The organism is Shimia sediminis (assembly GCF_003990645.1).
In the GTDB taxonomy this organism is placed as follows: domain Bacteria; phylum Pseudomonadota; class Alphaproteobacteria; order Rhodobacterales; family Rhodobacteraceae; genus Shimia; species Shimia sediminis.
Genome location: NZ_RYZK01000018.1, coordinates 14,235 through 37,809, shown reverse-complemented (window position 1 = coordinate 37,809; position 23,575 = coordinate 14,235). Strand labels below are relative to the sequence as shown.

At 59.1% G+C, this 23,575-nt stretch carries 17 protein-coding genes; 13 read left to right on the top strand and 4 right to left on the bottom strand.

The features are described 5' to 3' along the window. Positions 1-137: 137 nt before the first annotated feature. Positions 138-812 (top strand): hypothetical protein, encoded by a 675-nt coding sequence (locus EK369_RS20915; RefSeq protein WP_127116224.1) that lies wholly within the window; start codon positions 138-140, stop codon positions 810-812. Positions 813-1,099: 287 nt separating this feature from the next. Here the strand turns inward: EK369_RS20915 and EK369_RS20910 are convergent, their stop codons facing one another. Together EK369_RS20910 and EK369_RS20905 are read right to left on the bottom strand one after the other, a co-directional pair. Then, positions 1,100-2,674 carry a Fic family protein gene (locus EK369_RS20910; protein WP_235871504.1) on the bottom strand — a complete coding sequence of 525 codons (1,575 nt, stop codon included), beginning with the start codon at positions 2,672-2,674 and terminating at the stop codon, positions 1,100-1,102. Between the two features lie 479 nt (positions 2,675-3,153). Next, the gene (locus EK369_RS20905) at positions 3,154-4,050 is read right to left on the bottom strand and encodes a LysR family transcriptional regulator (protein ID WP_127116223.1); all 897 of its coding nucleotides are present in this window, start codon (positions 4,048-4,050) and stop codon (positions 3,154-3,156) included. Positions 4,051-4,158: 108 nt separating this feature from the next. On the opposite strand from EK369_RS20905, the gene EK369_RS20900 reads away from it, so the two are divergent. The 6 genes from EK369_RS20900 to tcuA are packed head-to-tail and all read left to right on the top strand — an operon-like array spanning position 4,159 to position 14,948. Further along, positions 4,159-5,703, top strand: coding sequence for a trimethylamine methyltransferase family protein (locus tag EK369_RS20900; protein ID WP_127116222.1), 1,545 nt, complete (start codon positions 4,159-4,161; stop codon positions 5,701-5,703). Continuing rightward, complete coding sequence (locus tag EK369_RS20895; RefSeq protein WP_127116221.1) at positions 5,700-6,989, top strand: aspartate aminotransferase family protein; 1,290 nt, start codon at positions 5,700-5,702, stop codon at positions 6,987-6,989. Before EK369_RS20900 ends, EK369_RS20895 begins: the two co-directional genes overlap by 4 nt. Continuing rightward, entirely contained in the window at positions 6,986-9,385 is a 2,400-nt protein-coding gene (locus EK369_RS20890; RefSeq protein WP_127116220.1) for a GcvT family protein, read from the top strand. The genes EK369_RS20895 and EK369_RS20890 overlap by 4 nt, the downstream gene beginning before the upstream one ends. Continuing rightward, a complete protein-coding gene (locus tag EK369_RS20885; RefSeq protein WP_127116219.1) occupies positions 9,382-11,793 on the top strand; it encodes an FAD-dependent oxidoreductase in 2,412 nt (803 codons plus the stop codon). Before EK369_RS20890 ends, EK369_RS20885 begins: the two co-directional genes overlap by 4 nt. Positions 11,794-11,797: 4 nt before the next feature. Further along, complete coding sequence (locus EK369_RS20880; protein ID WP_127116218.1) at positions 11,798-13,468, top strand: thiamine pyrophosphate-binding protein; 1,671 nt, start codon at positions 11,798-11,800, stop codon at positions 13,466-13,468. Positions 13,469-13,472: 4 nt separating this feature from the next. Then, entirely contained in the window at positions 13,473-14,948 is a 1,476-nt protein-coding gene (gene tcuA, locus EK369_RS20875) for an FAD-dependent tricarballylate dehydrogenase TcuA (protein WP_127116217.1), read from the top strand. Between the two features lie 295 nt (positions 14,949-15,243). Here the strand turns inward: tcuA and EK369_RS20870 are convergent, their stop codons facing one another. Together EK369_RS20870 and EK369_RS20865 are read right to left on the bottom strand one after the other, a co-directional pair. Next, complete coding sequence (locus EK369_RS20870; RefSeq protein WP_127116216.1) at positions 15,244-17,061, bottom strand: gamma-glutamyltransferase family protein; 1,818 nt, start codon at positions 17,059-17,061, stop codon at positions 15,244-15,246. Between the two features lie 87 nt (positions 17,062-17,148). After that, positions 17,149-18,072, bottom strand: coding sequence for a LysR substrate-binding domain-containing protein (locus tag EK369_RS20865; RefSeq protein WP_127116215.1), 924 nt, complete (start codon positions 18,070-18,072; stop codon positions 17,149-17,151). Between the two features lie 80 nt (positions 18,073-18,152). Between EK369_RS20865 and EK369_RS20860 the strand changes: the two genes are divergently transcribed. The 6 genes from EK369_RS20860 to EK369_RS20835 all read left to right on the top strand — a co-directional run bounded on the left by EK369_RS20860 (position 18,153) and on the right by EK369_RS20835 (position 23,544). After that, positions 18,153-19,361, top strand: coding sequence for a M24 family metallopeptidase (locus EK369_RS20860; protein ID WP_206198138.1), 1,209 nt, complete (start codon positions 18,153-18,155; stop codon positions 19,359-19,361). A gap of 25 nt (positions 19,362-19,386) precedes the next feature. Beyond that, on the top strand, positions 19,387-20,370 hold the full coding sequence (locus EK369_RS20855; protein WP_127116213.1) for a TRAP transporter substrate-binding protein: 984 nt from the start codon (positions 19,387-19,389) through the stop codon (positions 20,368-20,370). Between the two features lie 67 nt (positions 20,371-20,437). Continuing rightward, a complete protein-coding gene (locus EK369_RS20850) occupies positions 20,438-20,965 on the top strand; it encodes a TRAP transporter small permease (protein ID WP_127116212.1) in 528 nt (175 codons plus the stop codon). Positions 20,966-20,968: 3 nt separating this feature from the next. Next, on the top strand, positions 20,969-22,276 hold the full coding sequence (locus EK369_RS20845; protein WP_127116211.1) for a TRAP transporter large permease: 1,308 nt from the start codon (positions 20,969-20,971) through the stop codon (positions 22,274-22,276). 3 nt (positions 22,277-22,279) lie between these two features. Then, positions 22,280-22,717, top strand: coding sequence for a universal stress protein (locus EK369_RS20840; protein WP_127116210.1), 438 nt, complete (start codon positions 22,280-22,282; stop codon positions 22,715-22,717). A gap of 29 nt (positions 22,718-22,746) precedes the next feature. Beyond that, on the top strand, positions 22,747-23,544 hold the full coding sequence (locus EK369_RS20835) for a sulfite exporter TauE/SafE family protein (protein WP_235871503.1): 798 nt from the start codon (positions 22,747-22,749) through the stop codon (positions 23,542-23,544). Positions 23,545-23,575 lie beyond the last annotated feature (31 nt).

The following is a 23,575-nucleotide window of genomic DNA, read 5'->3' as shown; positions in this document are numbered from 1 at the left end:
CCGTCACACGGGCAGCTTGAAATACAGGTATCAGGATTTCTCCTTGGTAGCGCTGTTAAGGTGACAACACCGAAAATCTGCATAAAGCGGGAAGAAAACTGCTCAACGGGATTTGGGTCGGCGCTGCGGCACTGCTGATGAGTCCTGTTCCAGCAAGTGCCTATCAGGTGGATTGTGCGATCCTGCTGTGTCTGGCCGGTGGCTGGCCAGCGTCCGCGCCTTGCGCACATGCGAAAGCCGTGTTCATTCGGCGCATCACACCTTGGCCCATCGAGCCGCCATTACAGATCTGGCGCTGTCCGATGCGTGCTGCGATGGACACCTTTCCTGGAGAAGCGCCTGGCGAACGCCTTTATCACTTCGCCTTTGCCGATGAACCGCATCAGTCTTTACCGCGCCAGTCGGTGCCGGATTACACAATCCCCGTTGTGCTCAACTGGAGGGGAGAAAGTGGCGAGTATTCGCAAACCTTCCGTCAGCTTGCACAATCCATCTCCACAGAAAACGGAACTGCGGATATCGACATATCCGATCCGGCCTTTGATTTTGTGCGTTCGATCAAGGTCTGGAATGTCATGCACTATAGCCACTATGGCCGTGGTCGGGACGATGAATGTATCGAGCAATCAAACATCACGGTTGGCACTTATGGAGTTCAGGGCGATTTCTACTGGACCAGCACTGGCCCTGGTCCGGTCCCGAGCTGGGTGATTCCTTCGAAAAGCTGTCACCCTGGGATCACTGTGCGCGCAGTTGGTGTCGAATGGACCGATAATGAGGGCAACCATGGGTATGAAGTGGTGAATTATTGAATTGAAATCGTAGAAAATGGAGCGTCGGGTACTCCTAGAATCTGGAGGGCTTTTTGGCGCAGCCGCCCGGTTTGACGCGGCGAGTTTCGACAGTCATCCGGCTCCGATAAAATGCCAAAACCATGAGCAATGTGGCAATGCCTGCTGCGCCTTTCTGGGTCTTGCAAAACAAGGCCTGATCACGGTGTTCGGCTCAGAGGTGTTGGCGTCGAGTGTAAGGATTATCTGGGCAATCCTGTCCACGAATGAGTGCCGTACTGACGTCTTCGCCAGACGTCTTTAAGGCCTCAGGAAGCACTGAAGGCACTATAAATATTCTCGACCCGCTCAACTTCGTGATCGGTCAGCGCAGCAAATTCCTTGCGACGTGCTCTCGCGGAGAGCTGACCTTTGTTCTGCTGTAAAAAACGGAAAAGAAGGTCAATGGTGCGCTCGGGCATGTCGAACATGTCCTCTAAGGCTGCACGGAAGTGGTCATAACGACGAAGGAAATCTGTTTCATAGGGGAGGTCAACGTCGATGGTTTGTTGGACACAACTGTAAAGAAATTCTGCATGGGGTGTCGCATCGAAAAAGCGATAGAAATCCCCCGTGTCATTTGTGACTTCAATATTGAAACTGTTTGTTGGCCGCCACTCGATCAATGGTAACAGTCTCGCGGAATAGCTCTCTAGAACACGGCGATATTCGTCTATTCGCTCCAGAATGGCCGAGGAGATTGGAAACACAACGCCTGGTGGATTAAAGCCACGTTGCGCCAAGACATGGTGAAAGAGATAACGATGGATGCGTCCGTTGCCATCTTCGAACGGGTGAATGTAGACAAATCCAAAGGCCAAAATCGCCGCCGCGACGACTGGGTCGAGGGTCTGCGCTTCCATATCTGCAAACGCGACCATTCCATCAAGCAGAGCATCGAGGTCTTCATAGCGCGCGCTGATATGATCGGGCAGAGGCATCCGGCTTTCCCGGTCATGGGATCCGACAAAGCCACCTTCTTTTCGAAACCCAAGCTTGATAAAGCGTTCATCTCCGATGACGATCTGCTGAAGCCGAAGCAATTCACTGCGGTCGAGGTCGAGTTGTCCGGCCTCACCGATCGCGCGACCCCACCTCTGTATGCGATCTTGGGGTGGGCGTTCGCCTTCAATGGCATAGCTTGACCGCGAGTCTTTCAGTAGCAAGAAGGCCGCCGTTCGTGCTAAAAGATCGCGTGGCACTTTGTCTACGACCTCCAAGGCTCTCTCGGCGAGCTCCTGGTCGCAATAAGCTTGGAGGTCCGCCGTCTTGAATACGAGGGGGCAAAAATTCGAATTTCCGGGCAAATTATTTTTTATGCGATGTCGGGACGAGTTCGTGCTTGGCCCATCAAATTGCAGGCTATCATCCAGCACAGCGACGTACCGCCCACCCGTTGCGTCAGGCAGATCGAGTTGATCACCCGTGAGCCATTCAAACAGGAACCAGATTCGACGCGCATAACTGCCGGTCGGTTCTTCACGGACCCAGTCTGCGATTGGCACCGGCCCTGTTACGCAAAACAGTCGCTTGAGAACAGCAAGGTCCAGGCCCTCATACTTGAGGGCAAAGGTGAGGTGACCACGCAGTGATGCTTGCGGTTGGTGCCGCGGTGTCATGATCAGCCAGTCCGGGGTATCGGTCACTCGATGGCGTTCGCCGTTGGCTGCAAGCCTGATTGGAACCGGCACCTGCAGACTATAGGCTTCGATCAGCGCACAATAGCCTGCGGGAATAGCAGTCTCGGGCAACCGTCTTTGGTGAATAACGTTCACCGGACCTGAAAATTGGATACTTTCCGTGGCAGGGCTGATCTTTTGATCCTCGCGCGTGAAAAACTGCACAGCAGGCTGGCGCCTCTGAAAAATGTTCCTAACATATGAATCCTGTTTCTAAAATAGGCAATTTTTTGAAAAATGTTATGCGAGTGACATTTGAGGGCTATATCGCAAACATTTGAAATATGGGTCGGCTGGCCAATCTGTGATACACACCGCCTTCGAATTCTCCGTTGAATATCAGAACGTGACGATTGATTTCAAAGGCTGCCAGTATCCCAAATCCGTAATCCTGTATCGCTTGGATCATTTTCGTGCATGTCTCTCTGAGAAGCCAGTGGCGGCCTGACGTTGGAGGAGTGCATCTCGGCCAATTGCCTGCATTGTCCGGCTTGTAAGCGGTCTGTTCCGGCTGGGGCGAAATTGTATCAAAGGGCATTCCCGACCTTCGCTGCGCGCCGCATGAAATGGTAAGGTGCGGGACAAAACCGCCGTTAACCCTGTGAAATCGAACGGCCGTTTTGGTTATGGTGCCAGACTCGCCTTTAGGCTCCTTGGGTGTCTTGTGCGCGGTTCTGAGAAATCAGCCAATCTAGCACGTCCTGCGTCTCTCTCCGGCTCCGGGTTCGGGTGCCATCCCAGGCCACGACGAAATACCCGTGGGTCGGTGTGATTTTTTCCTCGAACAAGCGAACAACCCGCCCTTCCCTAAGGTCCTGTTCAATCAAAGGCAGCCAGCCGACAACTGCCCCCTGACCTTCGGCCGCGCCCCGTAAAAGAACATTGGCGTCTTCGAACACGGCCCCCCGCAAAGGGGCTTCTGGCTGGACATCCATGGCGGCAAACCAGTCGAGCCAGCCCCAATGGTTCCTTTGGTGCAGAATCGGTAGGGCCAACAAATCCCCGGGCGCTCGTACTGGCCCATGTTGGTCAATATACCCCTTGCTGGCAATTGCGACGGGATGCAGTTCGAGAAGCTTGATGGCACTGCCCGGCATATCTGCCAGGCGCTCCCAGCTGATCACGATATCTGCCTGGGTGTGATCGCCCATGCGGGGCCGATAGTGCGGCACGACCTCCAGTTCGATGCCGGGATGTTGCTCCCAGAGGTCGCTGATCCGGGGCATCAGCCAGCGGGCGGTGAAAATCGGGCCTGCAGCAAGCCGCACCACCTTGCGCGATGTCCGTCGCAGGGCACGAACCGTATCGTCGAGCATGCCGAATGCCTGCCCGGTCGTTTCCGCCAGCCGTTTGCCGTCTTCGGTCAGCCTGACCTCACGCCCGGCACGCTCGAACAGCTTGACCCCAAGCGTGTCTTCGAGGCCCCGGATATGGTGACTGATCGCGGTCGGCGTAATTGACAGATGGTCGGCGGCGGCGCGAAAGCTGCCCCGCCTGGCAGCAGCATCAAAGGCACGAAGGGCGGATAGGGAAGGCAGCATGCGGACCTCATAGATGAATCAGACTCATTTCTCGCTGAGAAATGACCATTTGTATAGTTGCGGGTGTGAGAACAACGTAGGGCATCATTAAGTTGGACTCATGCAGAGATGACCTTGGAAACCCGAAGGCGGGGCCGGAAGGAGCGCCTGAAACAGACGGATGAACCCGACGCCAACCCGCCGGTTTGGCCTGGGGTTGAGGGCGCGCGCCTGAAACCGCTTTCCCCGCAAGAGGTTGCGCTGGTTGAGGAAGCCGTACAGTCTTTGCTGGAGACACTGGGTCTGAGCCAGGCCATCCCCTCGATGATTGAAAAGGTCACCGGGGCGGGCGGGCGGTTGACTAACGATGGCAGATTGTTGTTTCCGCGCGGCCTGGTGCAGCAGGCAATCGACGAAGCGCAGAGAGGGTTTACCCTGTGCGGGCAAATTCCGGCGCATGATCTGCATATCGCAGGTGCCCGGGTGCACATGTCGACCGGTGGCGCGGCGCCGGGTGTCTTTGACATTGATACCGGGGCTTATCGGGACTCGACCCTTTCCGATCTTTACGATGCAGCGCGGATCGTCGACCGGATGGACAACATCCATCATTTCAGCCGCTCGGTTGTGGCGCGGGATATCGACGACAACGCGGCGATGGATCTCAACACCGCCTATGCCTGCCTGATGGGCACGTCCAAGCATGTGTCGATCTCGATCAGTGAACCGGCAAACGTGCCCGCCATTGCCGAGCTTTGCTATCGCATTGCCGGGGGCGAGGCTGCGTTTCGCGCCCGTCCTTTCCTGACGGTGATGGTCTGCCATGTGGTGCCACCAATGCGTTTTGCCGAAGAGGCCTGTGAGGTGTTGGAGGCGGCGATCAATGCGGGTTTCCCGGTGCAGCTGATCAGCGCCGGTCAGGCCGGGGCGACCAGCCCGGCAACGATTGCCGGATCACTGGTGCAGGCCGTGGCTGAAACGCTAGCCGGGCTGGTGTTTGCCCGGCTTGTCGACCCGGAAGTCAAAGCGATCTTTGCCCCGAAGCCGCTGGTGGCCGATCTGCGCACAGGCTCGATGAGCGGTGGTGGCGGCGAGCAGGCGATCCTGATGGCCGGGGCGGCGCAGATGGGTCGGCATTTCGACCTGCCAACCTCGTCCATCGCGGGGATTACCGATGCCAAGTGCCTTGATGCGCAATACGGCGCTGAAAAATCGCTGGCCGTGGCCATGGCGGCCCATGCCGGGTCCAATATCGTGACGCAAGCGGCGGGCATGATGTCGAGCCTTCTGGGCGTCAGCTACGTGGCCTATGTCAGCGACAACGACTTGTTGGGCAACATCCTGCGCACCCTGCGCGGCGTTGAGGCCACGCCCAAAAATATCGCAGCAGACGTGATTGCCGGGGTTTGTCGGGGTGAAGGCCACTATCTGGGTGAGATGCATACGTTCAACCGGATGAAATCTGACTATTTCTACCCGGATGTCGGCGACCGCCGTACGCCCCGTGAATGGCAGGAGGACGGTGCGCATCCGGTCGGCGATCTGGCCCGGCAAAGGGCGCGTGACATACTGGACAGCCACTTCCCGAACCACATCCCGGACGACCTTGACCATGCGTTACGCGCCCGTTTCGACATCCGCCTTTCCCGCGAACAGATCGGCAGAGCGACATGAACAGCAGCGATCTTAGCACCCGTGCCAGTGCCGCATTGCCCGGCGGGGTAAGCCACGAACTGCGCTATCGTGATCCGCATCCCGTCTTTATCGACCGCGCCAGGGGAGCGGAAAAATGGGATGTGGACGGGCGGCGTTATATCGATTTCAAGATGGGCTCGGCCAGTCAGATGCTGGGCCATTGTCACCCTGCCATCGTCGAGGTCATCCAGAAACAGGCCGAACGGTCGATTTTCTCGGCGGATTGCCACGAGGCCGAGATCATTTGGGCCGAGTGGGTCAACCGACTCTACCCCTCAGCAGAACGCACCCGGTTCACCGCTTCGGGGACCGAGGCGACCATGCTGGCGCTCAGGCTGGGGCGGGCCTGGTCGGGCAAGGATCACGTGCTGCGCCTTGATGGGCACTTTCACGGCTGGCACGATCACGCACTGAAAGGCGCAAAACCGGGCAGCGACAGGGCGTCGTCGCTTGGCATTCCCGATGCGGTGAACGATCTGATTCATGTTTGCGCTGCCGAGCCGCAGATAATGCAGGCCGCGCTTCAAGATGACCGTATCGGAACGGTCATTATCGAGGCGTCAGGGGCCAATTACGGCTGCGTGCCGCTGGACACCGAAACCTTGCGCGCCCTGCACGACGGGGCTCGCGCCGCTGGTGTTGTGCTGGTCTTCGATGAGATCATCACCGGGTTCCGCTGGTCTCCCGGGGGGCGGCAGGCGCGAGATGGCATTGTGCCCGACCTGACCACTTTGGCGAAAACCGTCACCGGCGGGTTGCCCGGCGGGGCGGTCTGTGGCCGGGCCGACATCATGGAGTTGATGAACAACGCGACTTTGCGCGACGGGCTGGCCCCGGCGGTCAGCCATAAGGGCACCTTCAACGGCTCGCCCCTGGTCGCCGCCGCCGCCTGCGTGGCAATGCCTTTGCTGGCCACCGGAGAGGCGCAAGCCAGGGCGGACGAGATGGCCGCACGGATGCGTGACGGCATGAACAGGGCGATGGCTGATCTTGGGGTGAGCGGGTTGGCTTATGGTGACAGCTCGATCTTTCATGTGCATTTTGGCCGAGAATGTCTGACCGGTCTCTCCCCGGCACAAATCCGCGGCCTGCCCAAGGCACAAGTCAAAGCCTACCGCGACGGGATGCTGGCGCGTGGGGTGGATATGATGGCCTATACATCGGGTCTCACATCAGCGGCCCATACGCCCGAGTTGATCGATGAGGCGATTGACACCTTCCACGCCACCCTTTCCGACATGATCCGCGATGGAGTGCTGTCATGACCCTGCCTACCCACGCCCGGACAGTCATCATTGGCGGCGGTGTCATCGGCTGTTCCATCGCCTATCATCTGGCCCGTGAAGGGCGCAAAGACATCGTCGTGTTGGAACGCTCGAAACTGACCAGCGGCACCACCTGGCATGCGGCGGGGCTGGTGCGGCGGCTGCGCCCTTCGGCCACGCTGACCAAGCTGATCACCTATTCCATCGACCTTTATGGCGAGTTGGAGCGTGAAACCGGGCAGGCCACCGGCTGGACCCAGACCGGTTCGCTGACATTGGCCACCAACCCGGACCGGCTGACCAACATCAAGCGTCAGGTCTCGCTTGGCCGCGCCTTCGGACTTGAGGCTGAGGTGGTCGATGCGGCCCGTGCGCAAGAGCTGTGGCCGCTGATCGAAGTTGATGACGTGATAGGCGCGGTCTGGTCGCCGTCCGATGGACGGGTCAATCCGTCCGACGTGGCGCTGGCCCTATCGAAAGGCGCCAAGGCGCGTGGCGTCGAGATTTTTGAGGACACAGCTGTGACCGGGCTGCAAAAGAAGGCGGGTCGCATTTCAGGTGTCGAGATCGGGGATCACGTGATCGAGGCCGACGAGGTGGTAATCGCCTGCGGGTTGTGGTCCCGCGAAGTGGCGACTATGGCGGGCGCACATATGCCGCTATATGCCTGCGAGCATTTCTACATCCTGACCAAGCCACTGCCCGAAGTTCAGGCGCTGGGCAAGGGGGCGCACCTGCCGACGCTGAACGATCAGGATGCGTTCCTTTATGCCCGCGATGATGTCGAGGGGCTGTTGGTGGGCTCGTTCGAGCCACACGCAAAAGGGCTGCCACTGGATCGCCTTCCTGCCGATTTTTCGTTCGATCTGCTGGACGAGGATTGGGATCATTTCATGCCGATGATGGAAAATGCTCTGCGCCGTTTACCGGCGCTGGGGCGGGCCGAGGTACGGATGCTTCTGAACGGGCCGGAAAGCTTTACGCTCGATAGTCAGTTCATCCTGGGTGAAAGCCCCGATGTGCCGGGGCTGTTCCTGATGGGGGGAATGAATTCGACCGGCATCGCGCTGGCGGGCGGCGCGGGCATGGCGATGGCGGAATGGATCGTCGCCGGTGAGCCGACGATGGAACTGAACGAGGCCGACATTCGCCGGTTCGGCCCGGAAATGAACGTGCTGGGCGCGCTTGAAGCCCGCATTCCCGAGGTGCTGGGCCGGCATTACGACAACCCCTACCCGGGTCGGTCGATGGACACGGCGCGCGGACAGCGCCGCTCGCCCATCCATGCCGGACTGGTGGCCGCAGGGGCGCGGTTCGAAGCACGCGGCGGATGGGAACGCGCGGTGCATTTTGGCGGGGAGGTCGCACATTTGCCGCTGAGCTTTGATGTGCCCGCCTGGCGCGAACAGGTCGGTCGCGAGGTCGGTGCCTGCCGCGCGGGGGCTGCCATTCTGGACCAAAGCGCGTTTGGCAAGATCATGGTACAGGGAACGGATGCCTGCGGTTTTCTCAACCGGCTTTGCGCGGCCCAGATGGATGTGCCCGTGGGACGCATCGCTTACACCCAGATCCTGAATACACGTGGCGGCGTGGAAAGCGACCTGACCGTGCAACGCCATGAGCCGGACGCCTATCTGCTGATTGTTGGGGTCGGTGAGATCGTGCGCGTGATGCAGCGGATGCGCGATACCCGTGGGGACAACCGCGTAGAGTTTACCGACGTGACAAGTGGTTATGCCATCCTCGGGCTGGCCGGGGCGCAGGCGCGCTCTGTTTTACAAGTCACCACAAACAGCAGGGTTCCTGATCTGAAGCGGTTCTGCTTCGCCCCGGTGGAAATCGGTCTTGCCCGTGGTTGGGCGGGGCGGCTTTCCTATACCGGGGAAGACGGGTTCGAACTCTATATACCCGCCGACATGGCCATGGCCGCGCATGAGGCGCTGGTCACGGCGGGGGCGACCCATGCCGGGCTCTATGCCAGCGGCAGCTTGCGGATCGAGAGCGGTTTTCGCGCTTTTGGTCACGAATTAACCCCCGGCACCACACCGTTCGAGGCGGGCCTGGGGGCGTTTTGCGCGTTCGGCACCGGGTTTGTCGGAGAAGAAGCCCTGAAAGGCCAGACGCCCGAGCGACGCATCGTTTCGATCCTGTTTGACTCCCCCGACGCAATCCCGATCCACGACGAGCCAATCTATTTCGACGGGCGGGTTGTCGGACAAATCACCTCGGCCGCGTGGAGTTATCAGTTCGAACGCTCCGTGGCGCTTGGCATGGTCAGTGCAGCTTTGGACAGGCTTGAGGCGCAAACCGTTGTGGACGGCTTTGAAGTTGAAATCGCGTGCACGCGCCATGCGGCCAAAGCCTCGCTCAAACCGGCCAAGGAGGCTTTCGCATGAGCGATACGATCCGCACCACGCAGGTCGCCATCATTGGTGGCGGGATCATGGGCGTGGCAGCGCAGTTTCAACTGGCCGAAAACGGCTGGACCGACAGCATCCTGTTCGAAAAGGCAGAGCTGACCAGCGGCTCGACCTGGCATGCGGCCGGGCAGATAGCCCATGCCGTGGGCAGCCGCCTGATGGGCTGGATCAACAAGACCTCGATCAAGACCTACAAGCGGGTAGAGCAGGAAACCGGTCAAAGCATCGGCTGGCACGAGGTTGGCGGCATACGCATTGCCACCACCGATGCCGAGGTCGACTGGATGAAGTCGATCATGGGGGTCGGCAAATTGATGGATCTGCCGATGGATCTGATCGGACCGGACGAGGTTGCCGCAATCAACCCGTTCTACAGGGTCGATGACGTCAAAGCCGCCATTCGCACCTATGAGGACGGGCATATCGACCCGTCGGGCGTGACCATGGCGCTGGCCGCTGCGACCCGGGCACGCGGCGCGGTGATCGAACGAAACAACCGGGTTACCGGCGCCTCACGCAAGGGCGACATGTGGCTTCTCCGGACCGAAAAGGGCGATGTGCTGGCCGAACATGTGGTGATTGCCGCCGGGTCCTACGCAAATCAGGTCGGCGAATGGTTCGGGTTGAAAATCCCCAGCGTGTCCTGCCTGCACCATTATCTGGTCACCGATACGGTGCCTGAATTTGCAGACCGCCCAGAACTGCCGGTGATGCGTGACAACGCCTATGGCGGCTATATCCGGCAGGAACAGAAATCGGGCCTGATAGGTATCTACGAAGGCCATGTCTGCCCGACCGTTTGGGAAATGCCCGAGGGCGCACCGTGGGCCGCCGAGAACGAGTTGTTCCAGGCGGATTACGACTCGATCGGTGAATTCCTGATGGTCGCATTCGACAAGATGCCAATCCTGGCGGAACTTGGCATCAAACGGGTGGTACGGGGTGCAATCACCCACACGCCGGATGGTGGCATGCTGGTCGGCCCGTCGGGGGCGCCGAATGTCTGGCTGTCGTGCGGATCATCCATCGGGCTGGCGTGGGGCGGCGGTGCGGGTAAGGTTTTGGCCGACTGGATGGTGCATGGCGAGGCCGAGATCAACACGCGCGGGTTTGATCCGCGTCGCTATGGCAGTTTTGCCGATGACAGGTTCATTGTCGAACGCACCAAGGATGAATTCATGCGCCGCCACGACACGCCCTGTCCGGGCAAGCAGTTCGAAAGCCTGCGGCCGCTTAACCGGCATCCGCTGTATGATCGGCTGGCCGCTAAGGGCGCTGTCTTTGGCGAAATCGCCGGGTGGGAACGGCCCCGGTATTTTGGCGAGGTTGGCGAGGTCGAGCAGATCGGCTGGGGACATCAGCATTGGCACGAAAACGCCATGGCCGAGGCAAAGGCCACGCGCAGTGCCGCTGGCGTGATCGACCTTTGCGCCTTTGGCCAGTTCGAGATTTCCGGCAAGTATGCACACGAGCTGCTGGACCGGCTTTCCGCCAACCGTATTCCGTCGAAAGACGGCAGGATGAGCCTCAATCACCTGCTGACGCCGCAGGGCCGGTTCGAGACTGAAATCACCATCTGGCGGATATCCGAAGACCGGTTTTTTACCGGCTCCCCTATCGCCCGTTCCACACCAGATTTCGACTGGATCAAATCACACATCCGCCCCGGAGAAGACGTGAAGATGGTCAACCGGTCCGCCAACTGGGGCATGCTGGCCGTGTCCGGTCCCGCGTCGCGGCGCATCCTGTCGAAACTCACCGATGTTGATCTGTCGAACAAGGCATTCCCCTGGCTGTCGGGGCAACAGATCACCGTGGCGGGTATTCCTTGCTATGCATTGCGGGTGTCTTTTGCTGGCGAGCTTGGCTGGGAGCTGCACGCCCCACTGGAGCATATCGGCGAACTCTATGACGCGCTGTTCACGGCGGGCACCCCCCATGGTCTGACCGATATCGGCTCTTACGCCTTCAACGGGATGCGCATGGAGAAAGCCTATCGAGCCAGCGGCGAGTTGACCACCGATGTCGGCCCGCTGGATGTCGGGCTGGAGCGTTTTGTTGTAAGTGAAGGGCGGGAGTTCCTGGGGCACGATGCGCTTCTCAGCCGCGATCCGGAGTGGGAGCTGTTGTACGCAGAACTACATGCCGACGACATCGACATTCACGGCGGCGAGCCGGTGTTGCAGAACGGCAAGCCGGTGGGCCTGACCACGTCGGGCGGCTACGGCTACACGGTCGGAAAGAGCCTTGGCTGGCTGTTCGTGCGCAAGGGTACGCCACGCGATGGCCTGAGCGTACAGATCCTGAATCGTGCCATCCCCGTCACCGTGCACCCAGACGCCCTGTTTGACCCGCAAAACCTGCGCCCAAGATCCGAGGAGTGACCCCATGACGACCATAAATGGCGGCGAAGCCGTTTACCGCGTTTTGAAAGCCAACGGCATCGACACCGTGTTCGGTTTGTTGGGCGGCTCGATGCTGGAGCTTTACGACGCGATGTATAGGGGCGGCGAAATCGCCTATGTCGGCGCCCGCGACGAACGGGCCGCCGGGCACATGGCCGATGCCTGGGCGCGGATGACTGGCAAGCCCGGTGTGGTGCTGGGCGCGCAAGCAGGTCCTGGCGTCGTGAATATCGTGACAGCCGTTGCAGAGGCGCATCTGGCCTATTCACCGCTTGTGGTGATTGCTGGTGCCATTACCCGCGCAGATCAGGCGAAAGATACGTTTCAGGAAGTTGATCAGGTGGCATTGTTCGCACCGATCTGCAAACGATCGCTCATGGTGACGGACCCGTCGCGTCTGGCGCCCATGCTGGAAGACGCGATCCGTCTGGCCAACACGGGAAGGCGCGGGCCGGTGGTGCTGCACGTCCCGCGCGATCTTTTTGCCGCCGACGTACCGGAGTTCGTCCCCGCACCAATAAACATCGCCCGAGCCGGTCCGGCGGTGGAGATTGACATCGCCGCGATTGCCGAGTTGCTCGCGCGGGCCGAACGCCCCGTGATCTTTGCCGGTGGTGGATTCAAATGGGGCGCAGGGCGCGAGGCCCTGACGGTCTTGGTCGACAAGCTGGAAGTCCCGGTCGTAGCATCGACGGGCCACGCTGATGTGATGCGGCACGGCCATGCGTGGTTTGCTGGCCAAGCCGGACCGCGCGGCAACCGGGTGGCCAGCCGGCTGACCAAAGAGGCCGACGTCATGGTGGTGCTGGGTGCTCGGCTGGGTTTCAACTCGACATTCCACTCACACGACTATGTCGGCGCGGAAACCCGCATTGCTCATGTGGATATTGAAGGGTCTGCTATCGGCCGCTACTTCCCCGCCGAGATCGCGGCACAGGGCGATGCCCGCCTAACGGCTGAAATATTGACCGGCTACGTCACCCGTCCGACCTGTGATCCTTGGCGCGAAGCTTTCCGGGCGGACATGGCAAGCCTTGCAGCTGAGCGGGCCGAAGAAGCGGCGCTGGACACGCTACCAATGCACCCCCGCCGCGCCCTGGCTGAAATACGTGCCACATTGCCGGAAGACGCCATCGTGACGCTGGACACCGGCAACACCTGCTTGCAGGCTGCCGACCGGCTGGCCCATTACGCGCCGATGAGCCTGATTACGCCGCTGGACTTTGGCCTTGTCGGCTTTGGCCTGGCCGCTGCCATCGGGGCCAAGGCCGCCGCGCCCGACCGGCCTGTGGTGGCAGTGATGGGCGATGGCGCCGTGGGCTACACCATGATCGAAATCCAGACGGCCATTCAGCATGAGTTGCCGGTCACCATCATCGTGCTGGATAATCAGGCCTGGGGCGCCGAAAAGGCCTATCAGCAGGAGTTCTACGGTGGGCGCCTGCTGGGCGCGGAAATCCAATCGCCACGCTTCGACAGATTTGCTGAGCTCTGCGGTGGCAAAGGCATCTGGGTCGATGGCCCCGGCGGCATGGGTTCCGCGCTGCAACAGGCCATCGCCTCGAACGAAACAACCGTTATTCAAGCCAGAATAGATCCGGGCGCGCTGATGACACTGCGCAAGGACCTGTTCAAGGCCCCACAGAAGGATTGACCGGATGACAACCTGGGATGTGATCATCATTGGCGCGGGTAATGCCGCGTTTTGCGCAGCTCACGCGGCGCGGGAAAACGGGGCCAGCGTGTTGATGCTGGAATGCTCCGATGAGGCGGAAAACGGCGGCAACTCACGCTACACCGCCGGGGCGATCCGGTTTGCCTATGACGGGGTCGAGGATATCAGGGCGCTGTGCCCGGACCTTTCAGAAGAGCAGATCGCCATCACCGATTTCGGCACCTACACCACCGATCAGTTCTTTGACGACATGTTTCGTATCACCCGCTACCGTACCGACCCGGCACTTTGTGAACGGCTGGTGACCACGTCCCGAGAAACTATGCACTGGATGCGCGACAAGGGTATCCGCTTCATGCCGATCTATGGGCGGCAGGCCTTCAAGGTCGATGGGCGATTTAAGTTCTGGGGCGGTCTGACGCTGGAGGCCTGGGGCGGCGGGCCCGGATTGGTGGACGCCCATACCCAGATTGCCAAGGAAAGCGGCGTCGAAATCCGATACGAGACCCGAGCCGTGGAAATCCTGACGGATGGTCATGCGGTCACTGGCGTCAAGGTGCGCCACAAGGGTGAAACCCACGATCTGCGGGCCAAATCCGTGGTTGTTGCGGCGGGCGGTTTTCAGGCCAGCCCGGAGATGCGCACCCGCTATCTTGGACCCGGCTGGGAGATGGCCCGTGTGCGTGGCTCGCGGTTCAACACGGGCGAAGGCATCAAGATGGCGATGGATGTCGGCGCCTCGACTTATGGCAACTGGTCGGGCTGTCATGCGGTCGGCTGGGACTACAACGCGCCCGAGTTCGGCGATCTGGATGTTGGCGACGGGTTCCAGAAGCATTCCTATCCCTGGGGGATCATGGTCAACGCAACCGGACGGCGTTTTGTCGATGAAGGGGCGGATTTCCGCAACTACACCTATGCCAAATATGGCCGTGTGATCCTTGATCAGCCGGATCAGTTCGCCTGGCAGGTTTTCGACGCCAAAGTCACCCATCTTCTCCGCGACGAATATCGCATCAAACGCGTGACCAAGGTGATAGCCCCGACGTTGGAGGAGTTGGCGCAGAAACTGGAAGGTGTTGAACCAAAGGCCTTCCTGGACGAAATCCGTGCCTACAATGCTGCGGTCGACACCAACACGCCGTTTGACCCGAACGTCAAGGACGGGCGCGCGACACATGGGCTGGCTGTGCCGAAATCCAATTGGGCCAACACCATCGACGAAGGCCCGTTCGAGGCCTACCAGGTCGGCTGTGGGATCACTTTCACCTTTGGCGGGCTCAGAATCGACCCCGACAGCGCACAGGTGCTCGACAATGACCTGGTACCTATCCCGGGGCTATTTGCAGCGGGCGAACTGGTTGGAGGCGTATTCTTCTTCAACTATCCGGGCGGAACCGGTCTGATCAACGGATCCGTTTTCGGCCGACTGGCCGGGGCGCATGCCTCGAGCACCTAAGAACGAAGCTCTGTGTCAACGCTTGTCCGTTTGAAAGCCCACCGCCTAAGACACATATTCAAAACATAGCGACCCAAAGGCGGCTTCGGGCCGTGCTTTCCAACGCCAAGGTCGGCAATCGGTGCTTCGCGGCTGTTTGTGCAAGGCGCAGTATCTGGAACTATGGGCTCTTTCCAGGCATTCGCCGCGCTCAGTATGAACGACGGCTACGCGGGACAAAGGTTGATTTCGCTGCACCTGCCCCGAATGACCGCTCCTCACCTTTCGCTACCAAATAGCAGTCAACGCTTTCTGATCATCGCCCAATCGCATAGGCCTGCATCCCTCTGGCGCTGGCAGACCCACACAACGTTCCCTCGGAGGTGATCATGGCGCTGCAAATCCACCCTTCCGACCAAGGCGGTGCGGTGGTGACAACATGGCCACGTGCGGTCAGTGCGGCGACCGTCTCGCGGCTATTGCGGGCTTCGATCTTCATATGTCCGGGCTCGGCGTTGCGCGGGTAAAATGAGCCGGGCCAATGGGTTGAGCTGAACCCGGGCGCATCATTGGCCTGCTGTGGGGACATGCCGCAAAGCAGATGACGGACCAGAAACGCCAGTTGCCATTGATCCTGCTTGTCGCCACCTGGTGTGCCAAGCGCCATGTATGGTTTGCCTGCATCGTTCAGAACAATCGTTGGTGACAACGTACTGCGCGGGCGTTTGCCTGGCAAAAGCGCGTCTGGCGCGTCGGGTGTCAGGCTCATCATCTGAAGCCGGGTGCCCAGACACACGCCAAGCTCGGGGATCACGGGTGAGGATTCCATCCAGCCACCCGACGGGGTGGCTGACACCATGTTGCCCCAACGGTCAACCACGCTGATTTGGCAGGTATCGCCGGTGACGGGCCCCGGATCACCGCTGTCGTTATCGCTTTTGGATGTCGGTTCACCCAGTCCCATCGCGGCCAGCGCCTCGGCATCGAACACTTTCGTGGCTGCGCTGTGATAGTCTACGGGATGGCCAAATCCTGGGATGTCGCCGGGTCGCCAGGTGTTGTTGGCCTGATTGCCCACCAGTTTTGCGCGGCTTTGCGCGTAATCTCGACCCAGCAATTGCGCCATTGGCACCTGCACCACATTCGGATCACCGTAATAGGTTTCCCGATCGGCATAGGTCAGTTTCATGATCTCAATCAGCGTGTGATAGAAATTAGCGCTGTTTGGGTCACGCAGGTGATCTTCAAGCTGTTCGGCCAATGCCAACCCCTGCAAAAGCACCGGACCCTGACCCCACGGTCCAGTCTTGCATACGGTGTGACCGCGATAGTTCAGAGTAAAAGGGTCTTCATAAAAGGCCGACCAGCCCGCCATGTCGTCACCGGTCAACAGCCCGCCATTGCGCTGCCCGGTCACATCCGGATGTGTGGTCGTGCGGCAAAACCGATCAATGCTTTCGGCGACAAAGCCAGTTTTCCAGACATTGCGGGCCGCTTCGATCTGATCCGACCGGTCCTGCGCGGCACCTGTCGCCTCATGCAAAATACGCGTATACATACCCGCAAGAGTGGGGTTTTTAAGCGGCTTATCCGCCGATGGAACGTCCCCATTATCGAGGTAAATCGCTGCATTTTCTGGCCATTCGGCAGCAAACCACCCCCGCAACTGCGTGATCGACTTGATCAGCTTCAACGTCATCGGCACGCCATGCGTTGCATAGTCGATGGCTGGCTGCATCACCTCTGCCAGATCGAGGGTGCCATAGTCGCGCAGCATCAGCATCCAGGCATCAAACGCACCCGGGATAGCTGTCGCCAGCAGCCCTGTGCCGGGAATCTGGTCAATCCCAAGTGCGCGAAATGTGTCAATCGTTGCGCCAGCAGGTGCGGGGCCTTGCCCGCAAACCACGCGGGTCGCGCCGCTGTCGGCATGGTGCAGTAGTATGGGCACCTCACCCAGAGGACCGTTCAGATGTGGCTCGGCCACTTGTAAAACCAGTCCACCGGCCACCGCGGCATCAAAGGCGTTACCGCCAATCTCAAGCATACGCATCGCAGTCTGACTGGCCAGCCAGTGGGTTGAGCTTGCGATCCCAAAATGCCCGGTGATGTCAGGCCGTGTGGTGAACTCCATGTCATGTCCTTCCGATTCTGGCGGCGCATCATGCGTGAGCGATTAATAACCAAATGCAAGAAATTTCTATAGCAAACCAAATCTTGGTTATGCTTCGCACGCAGCTACATACTGAAACGCGCGTTCCTGAGCGCTGAGCGCATCGGTCACGAGCTGTTGCTGCATAGACTTTACCAGTCGCGAATGAGATCTGTGTCTTGGAGTCATCAGCACGATGTCAAAGCCGAAATTCTGGTCCAGAGGGCGCACGACGACTGTGTCCGAAGGCCTTTCAAGCGCAGTCATCGCGTCCACGATAGCCACACCAGCGCCATTCATGGCAAGTTCCAGCGCGGTTTGGGTTGTAAACACTTCTAACCGGCGCCGCTGAGACGATATCAGTTGGGACAAAGGATGCGGCAATGCCAGATGCAAAGGGTCGAAATTCGAAGGCGCGATCAGATCGTAACCCGCCAAATCGTCAATCTCGATGCGCTTGCGCCCGCACAGCGGATGCCCCTTGGGGCACACACAGACCAGGGGCAATTGCAATAACGGGGTTTGTATGACCCCCAACTCATCCTTACGGAAAAGGCCCAAACCCAGATCAGAGCGTCCGGCGGCAACGGACCGGGCGATCCAGTCGGTGCTACGCGCGACCAGTGACAGCGAAACATCCGGCCTGTCTCGTAGAAAATTCGCTGTTGTGCGTGGTAACCAGCCTTGTGAGAGCAGCGGCATTGCGGCTACGCTGAGCATCCCACGCCGGCTTTCGCGCAGATCCTCGGCGAACCGATCCAGCTGATCCAGACCCCGGTACAGGATCTCGGCCTGCTCAAACAGGGCGTTGGCCTCATCTGTGGGATGCAGGCGGTTTCCGTTGCGACCAAACAGGGTAAAGCCCACGTCGTCCTCTAACAAACGCAACTGTTTGCTGATTGCAGGCTGGCTGACATGCAGGCGTTTTGCGGATTCTGTTACCGACCCGGTCAGCATAACCATCCGAAAAATCTCGACTTGCCGTGCATTCATAACTTTTTCTCTGCTTGGGGGTAAAACAAGTTATTTGAAATTATACTAATTCAATCGCAAACTGCTTGGCAATGTCGATAATGAATGAACATGCCATGATCGAACTTGCTACTGACTTGTCTGCCCCTGCCCAGACTTCGGGCCATTGGCCGGGCGAACTTGCGTTTGATGCCTCTGACTTCGCCGCTCGGTTGCACATGATACAGGCGGACCTGTCAGCCAGAGGGCTCGACGGCTCCTTGCTGTTCGATCCCGAGAACATGTTCTGGCTGACCGGCTTTCAGACCATCGGCTATTTCACCTTTCAATGCATGTTCATCCCCAATGAAGGGTTGCCCACCGTTATCACGCGCGTCGTCAACCGCGACATGGCGCTGGCATTGCCAACCATTGGCGGGGTCGAGGCGGTACTGGACACGCAGGATCATATCGATGTCCTTTGCGGATTTCTGGAACGGCTGGGCTCACGTCAGATCGGATTGGAAACAGGCACCCGGTATCTGAATGTCCGCGATTACAGACGCCTGTCCGCGTTGGGTTCGATTGCGTTTCAGGATTGGGACGGGGTGATCGAACAACACCGCCCCGTTAAATCCCCGGCTCAGATCGACCGGATGCGACAGGCCGCCCGCGCGGTCGAGGCAGGCATGGATGCGGCGCTAAAAACCATCGCGCCGGGGCGTACCGACAATGATGTGGCGGCAGCGCTCTATCAGAGGTCCATCGCGGCAGGCAGCGAGTATATCGGACACCCGCCTATGGTGGTCAGCGGCAAACGCTCGGCCCTGTGTTTTGCCTTGTGGAAACGTAAGGTGATCGAACGCGGCGATGTAGTTTTGCTTGAGGGCGCGGGCTGCGTTGACCGGTATCACGTGATGATGTCGCGTTCGGCTGTGGTTGGAAACCCCACGGATGAACATAAGGCAACGGCTGATGCGTTGATCGGTATTCTGGAAACCGCGATTGATGTGATCAAACCGGGTGAGACAGCGGGCGAAATCGACCGGCGCTGCCGGGCCGGGATCGAAAAACTTGGGCTGGGTAAATATTTCAAAAGCCGGGTCGCTTATGGCATCGGGATCGGCTTTCCGCCCAACTGGGCCGAAGGGCATATCTATGCTATCCGCCCGGACGACCCGCTGATGATCCAGGAAAACATGACCTTTCACATCATTCCGACCATGTTCCGCGAAGATTTCGGCATGGCCATCAGCGACAGTATCCGCGTCACTGCGACCGGTTGCGAGGTGCTGACACAATACCCGCGCGATCTGGTGATCGTGGACTGAGACACAAACATTCAGGGAGATCAAAATGCCTAGAACATACATGAAAACTGGCGTGACAGCGCTTGCGATATCTGCGGCGGCGACACTGGCTCAGGCGCAGGAAAAGTGGGACATGCCGACCGCCTATTCCGGCAAGAACTTCATTTCGCAATCCTATATCGCCTTTGCCGAGGATGTGACCGCCAACTCGGGCGGTGCTCTTGAGATTGTCGTGCATCCGGCAGGGTCGCTTTATAGAGGGTCCGAGATTCTGCGCGCCGTTCGGTCCGGGCAGGTCCCCATCGGTGGCCGGTACATGGGGGCGCATGCCAAGGAAGATCCGATCTTTGGACTCGACACTGTACCATTTGTCGCCACCAATTTTGATGAGGCATGGGCGCTGTATCAGGCCTCAAAACCCGCGATCGAGGCAGCACTGGAAGAGCGCGGCATGAAACTGTTGTTCATGCCGGTTTGGCCACCGCAGGGGCTGTTCTCGGCCAATCCGATTGAAACCATGGCGGATATGGATGGTGCCAAGTTCCGCGCTGCGGATGCCAATACCTCACGCCTTGCGGTGCTGATGCGTGCGACGCCGACCAAGACCGAAGCGACCGAGATCAGTCAGGCGTTTTCCACAGGCGTGGCCGATAGCATGATGGGATCGGGCGCCATCGGAGTGTTCCAAAAGATGTGGGACTATGCCGATCACTTCTACACCGTGAACGCCTGGATGCCGAAAAGCGCCGTGATCGTTAATCTGGACGCCTGGAACGGCCTTGACGAAGCCACGCAAAAAGTGGTCATGGAGGCCGCTGCAAAGGCGGAAGCCGATGTCTGGGATGCTGTGGAAGGTGTGACTGACGGGTATAACGCCACAATGGCCGAGAACGGCATGACGGTGTCTGCACCATCGGCGGAACTGGCCGCCTCGTTCCAGGAAATCGGTACGACGATGGCACAGGAATGGGCCGACAATGCCGGGGATGCGGGTGCCGCAGCGCTCGACGCCTATAACGCCGCAAAATAGCCAGACGGTTTCAACACCACTGGCAGGGCGGCCCCGGCTACCCTGCACTTAAGGGCCGGAGGGAAACATGCAAGACCTTTTAGGGCGCAGCATTGATGTCATCAGCCGCTTGTGCGGTGCGCTGGCGGCCGTGGCGATAATCGTCCTTACTGGCCTTGTCGTCACCAGTGTGATCAGCCGTGCGATTGGCGTCTACGTCCCGGGACTGACTGATTATGCGGCCTACTGTTTGGCCTCTGCAGGTGCGATGGGCATGGCCTATACCTTTGGCCAGCATGGACATATCCGGGTCGAGATGATCATTGATCAGCTGCGCTCGGGGCCACGCTATGTGCTTGAGGTACTGGTGCTCGCTCTCTCGGCTGTGATGACCACGTATCTGGCCTATTATCTAGTGCGGATGGCCCATACTTCCTGGCTGTATGAGGATCGCAGCGACGGCTCGGATGAAATTCTGATCTGGATCCCACAGGCCCCCTTTGCCCTTGGGTTCTGTCTGTTTGCATTTGTACTGGTGCTAGCGTTCATACGCGCGCTGATCCGGCGCAACCTTCAGGGTCTTGCGGCTGAACACAAATCCGAAAGCTGGGAATAACTGATGACCGAAACAACACTTGCCATATTAATGGTCGTCGCTCTTTTGGGGTTGCTCAGCCTGGGCGTCTGGATCGGGCTGGCCCTGATGGGGGTCGGGTTCATCGCAATGGCGCTGTTTACGTCGCGCCCTGTTGGTGACGCGCTGGCCACCACTGTCTGGAGTCATTCGGCGCTTTGGGGGCTTGCTTCGCTGCCGTTGTTTATCTGGATGGGCGAGATTCTGTTCCGATCGAGATTATCCCAGGGGTTGTTCAACGGGTTGTCACCGCTGATGCGTCACCTGCCGGGCGGGTTGATCCATGTGAATATCGTGGGCTGTGCCACCTTTGCTGCCATCTCGGGCTCGTCTGCGGCCACTCTGGCCACCATTGGCAAGATCACCGTGCCCGAGCTGAAAAAGCGCAGCTATCCCGACAATATGGCTTATGGCACGCTGGCCGGCGCATCGACGCTGGGCCTGTTGATCCCGCCTTCAATCATCATGATTGTCTATGGAGTCACAGCGCAGGAATCCATCACGCGCCTGTTCATGGCGGGGATTTTTCCCGGGCTGATGCTGGCCGTTTTGTTCATGGGCTACATCATCATCTGGGGTATGCTGAACCCCGCTGGCCGCGCCTTGCGCGAGGAACGCGCTTCATGGTCTGAACGGGGGCGGGGCATACTGCAACTGGCCCCGGTTGTTGGCCTGATCCTGATTGTTATCGGGTCGATCTACGCCGGTGTCGCCTCTCCGACCGAGGCCGCCGTTCTGGGCGTTCTGGGCGCGTTGCTGCTGTCCATTCTGGAAGGGTCGTTAAACTGGGATAAATTTATCGACGGCTTGATGGGCGCCACAAAAACCACGGCGATGATCATGCTTTTGGTGGCGGGCTCGGCCTTTTTGACACTGGCGATGGGGTTCACCGGCTTGCCACGCGCGCTGGCCGAGTGGATCGGCGGTATGGGCCTCAGCCCCTGGATGCTGATTGCGGCTTTGACTCTGTTCTACGTGGTGCTTGGGTTCTTCCTTGACGGGATATCGTCCATCGTTCTGACAATGGCTGTGGTTGAACCTTTGGTACGTGGCGCCGGGATCGACATGATCTGGTTTGGCATCTTCGTGGTGCTGGTCGCCGAGATGGCGATGATCACGCCACCCGTCGGGTTTAACCTGTTCTTGGTACAAAGCATGACCGGACGCGATCTGGGTTTCATTGCCCGTTCGGCCCTACCCATGTTCCTGCTGATGGTGGTTGGTGTCATTCTGCTGACCGTGTTCCCGCAGATCGCGCTGTGGCTGCCTGAATACCTGACGTCGAAAGGATAACAGATGCCCCGGCACATTCTGGTCGCCATCGACCTGCTAGACAAAGACTGTTGGGCAATGCTGTGCCCCGCGGTCCGCGATCTGGTAAAACCCGTTACCCACCTGCACCTGATGCATGTGGTCCCGGAGCAAAAGGCACTTAGCCCGTTGGCGCAGTTTATTCCCGATGGGTTCGAAGACGCCCACCGGGCCGAAAGCCATAAGGCGCTGGAGTCGCTTGCTGAGGATTTGCCAAAAGGCACAGATGTGCAATTCCACCTGCGCAGCGGTAATATCTATGTCGAGGTTCTTGAAGCCGCCAAAAATATAGACGCCGACCTCATCGTCGTCGGTTCGCAAAACCCCGATCTAAGGGATTTCCTGCTGGGCCCCAAGGCGGCGCGGATCGTGCGGCATGCCGAATGCTCAGTCCTGGTCGTGCGCGACAAAGGCAAGGCGTAAATCAATTGTTCAACGTGGATATGATCTGAATGGCTGAGTTTCTCATCCTTGCGCTAGGGCTCGGGCTGGCTGGAATCCTGGCCGGGTTTCTTGCCGGGCTGTTTGGCATTGGCGGCGGTGCAATATTGGTGCCAATCCTGATTACCGTTTTTCCATATCTGAATGTGAACCCCGATGTCGTCGCGCATATGGCGGTGGGCACGTCACTGGCAATCATCATTCCCACCGCAGTCCGATCCTTTCTGTCACATCGCAGCCAAGGGGCGGGCAATGCCGAATTGCTGAAGGCCTGGATGTTCTGGGTGCCGCTCGGTGTTGTTGTAGCTTCACTGATTGTGGGCGGTGTTTCAGGTAATGTTCTGCGCGTGATTTTTGCCGCCGTCGCACTGCTTATCGCGGTCAAGATGCTGTTCAACCGCGCAAGCTGGACGCTGAGCGACCATCTACCGTCGCGCCCTGTCACCAATGGTGTGGGGTTTGGTATTGGTTTTCTGTCTACGTTCATGGGGATTGGCGGCGGCAATCTGAACAACCTCTTCATGACCAGCTTTGGCCAGTCAATCCATCAAGCCGTGGCAACATCCGCCGGCTTGGGCGTACTGATCGCTATTCCGGCAACGCTTGGCTATATCTACGCCGGATGGGGGCTGGAAACACTGCCGCCTTGGACATTGGGCTATGTGATGTGCACCTGCTGGGTGCGGCACTGGTCATACCGTTTTCGATGTTGGCCGCACCTTTTGGCGCTCGATTTGCGCACAAACTATCTTCCCGAAAGCTGGAGATCACATTCGGCATCTTTCTTCTGGTTGTCATCTCCAGAATGATGGCAGATGTATTTGCGTAACCAAATCAGCC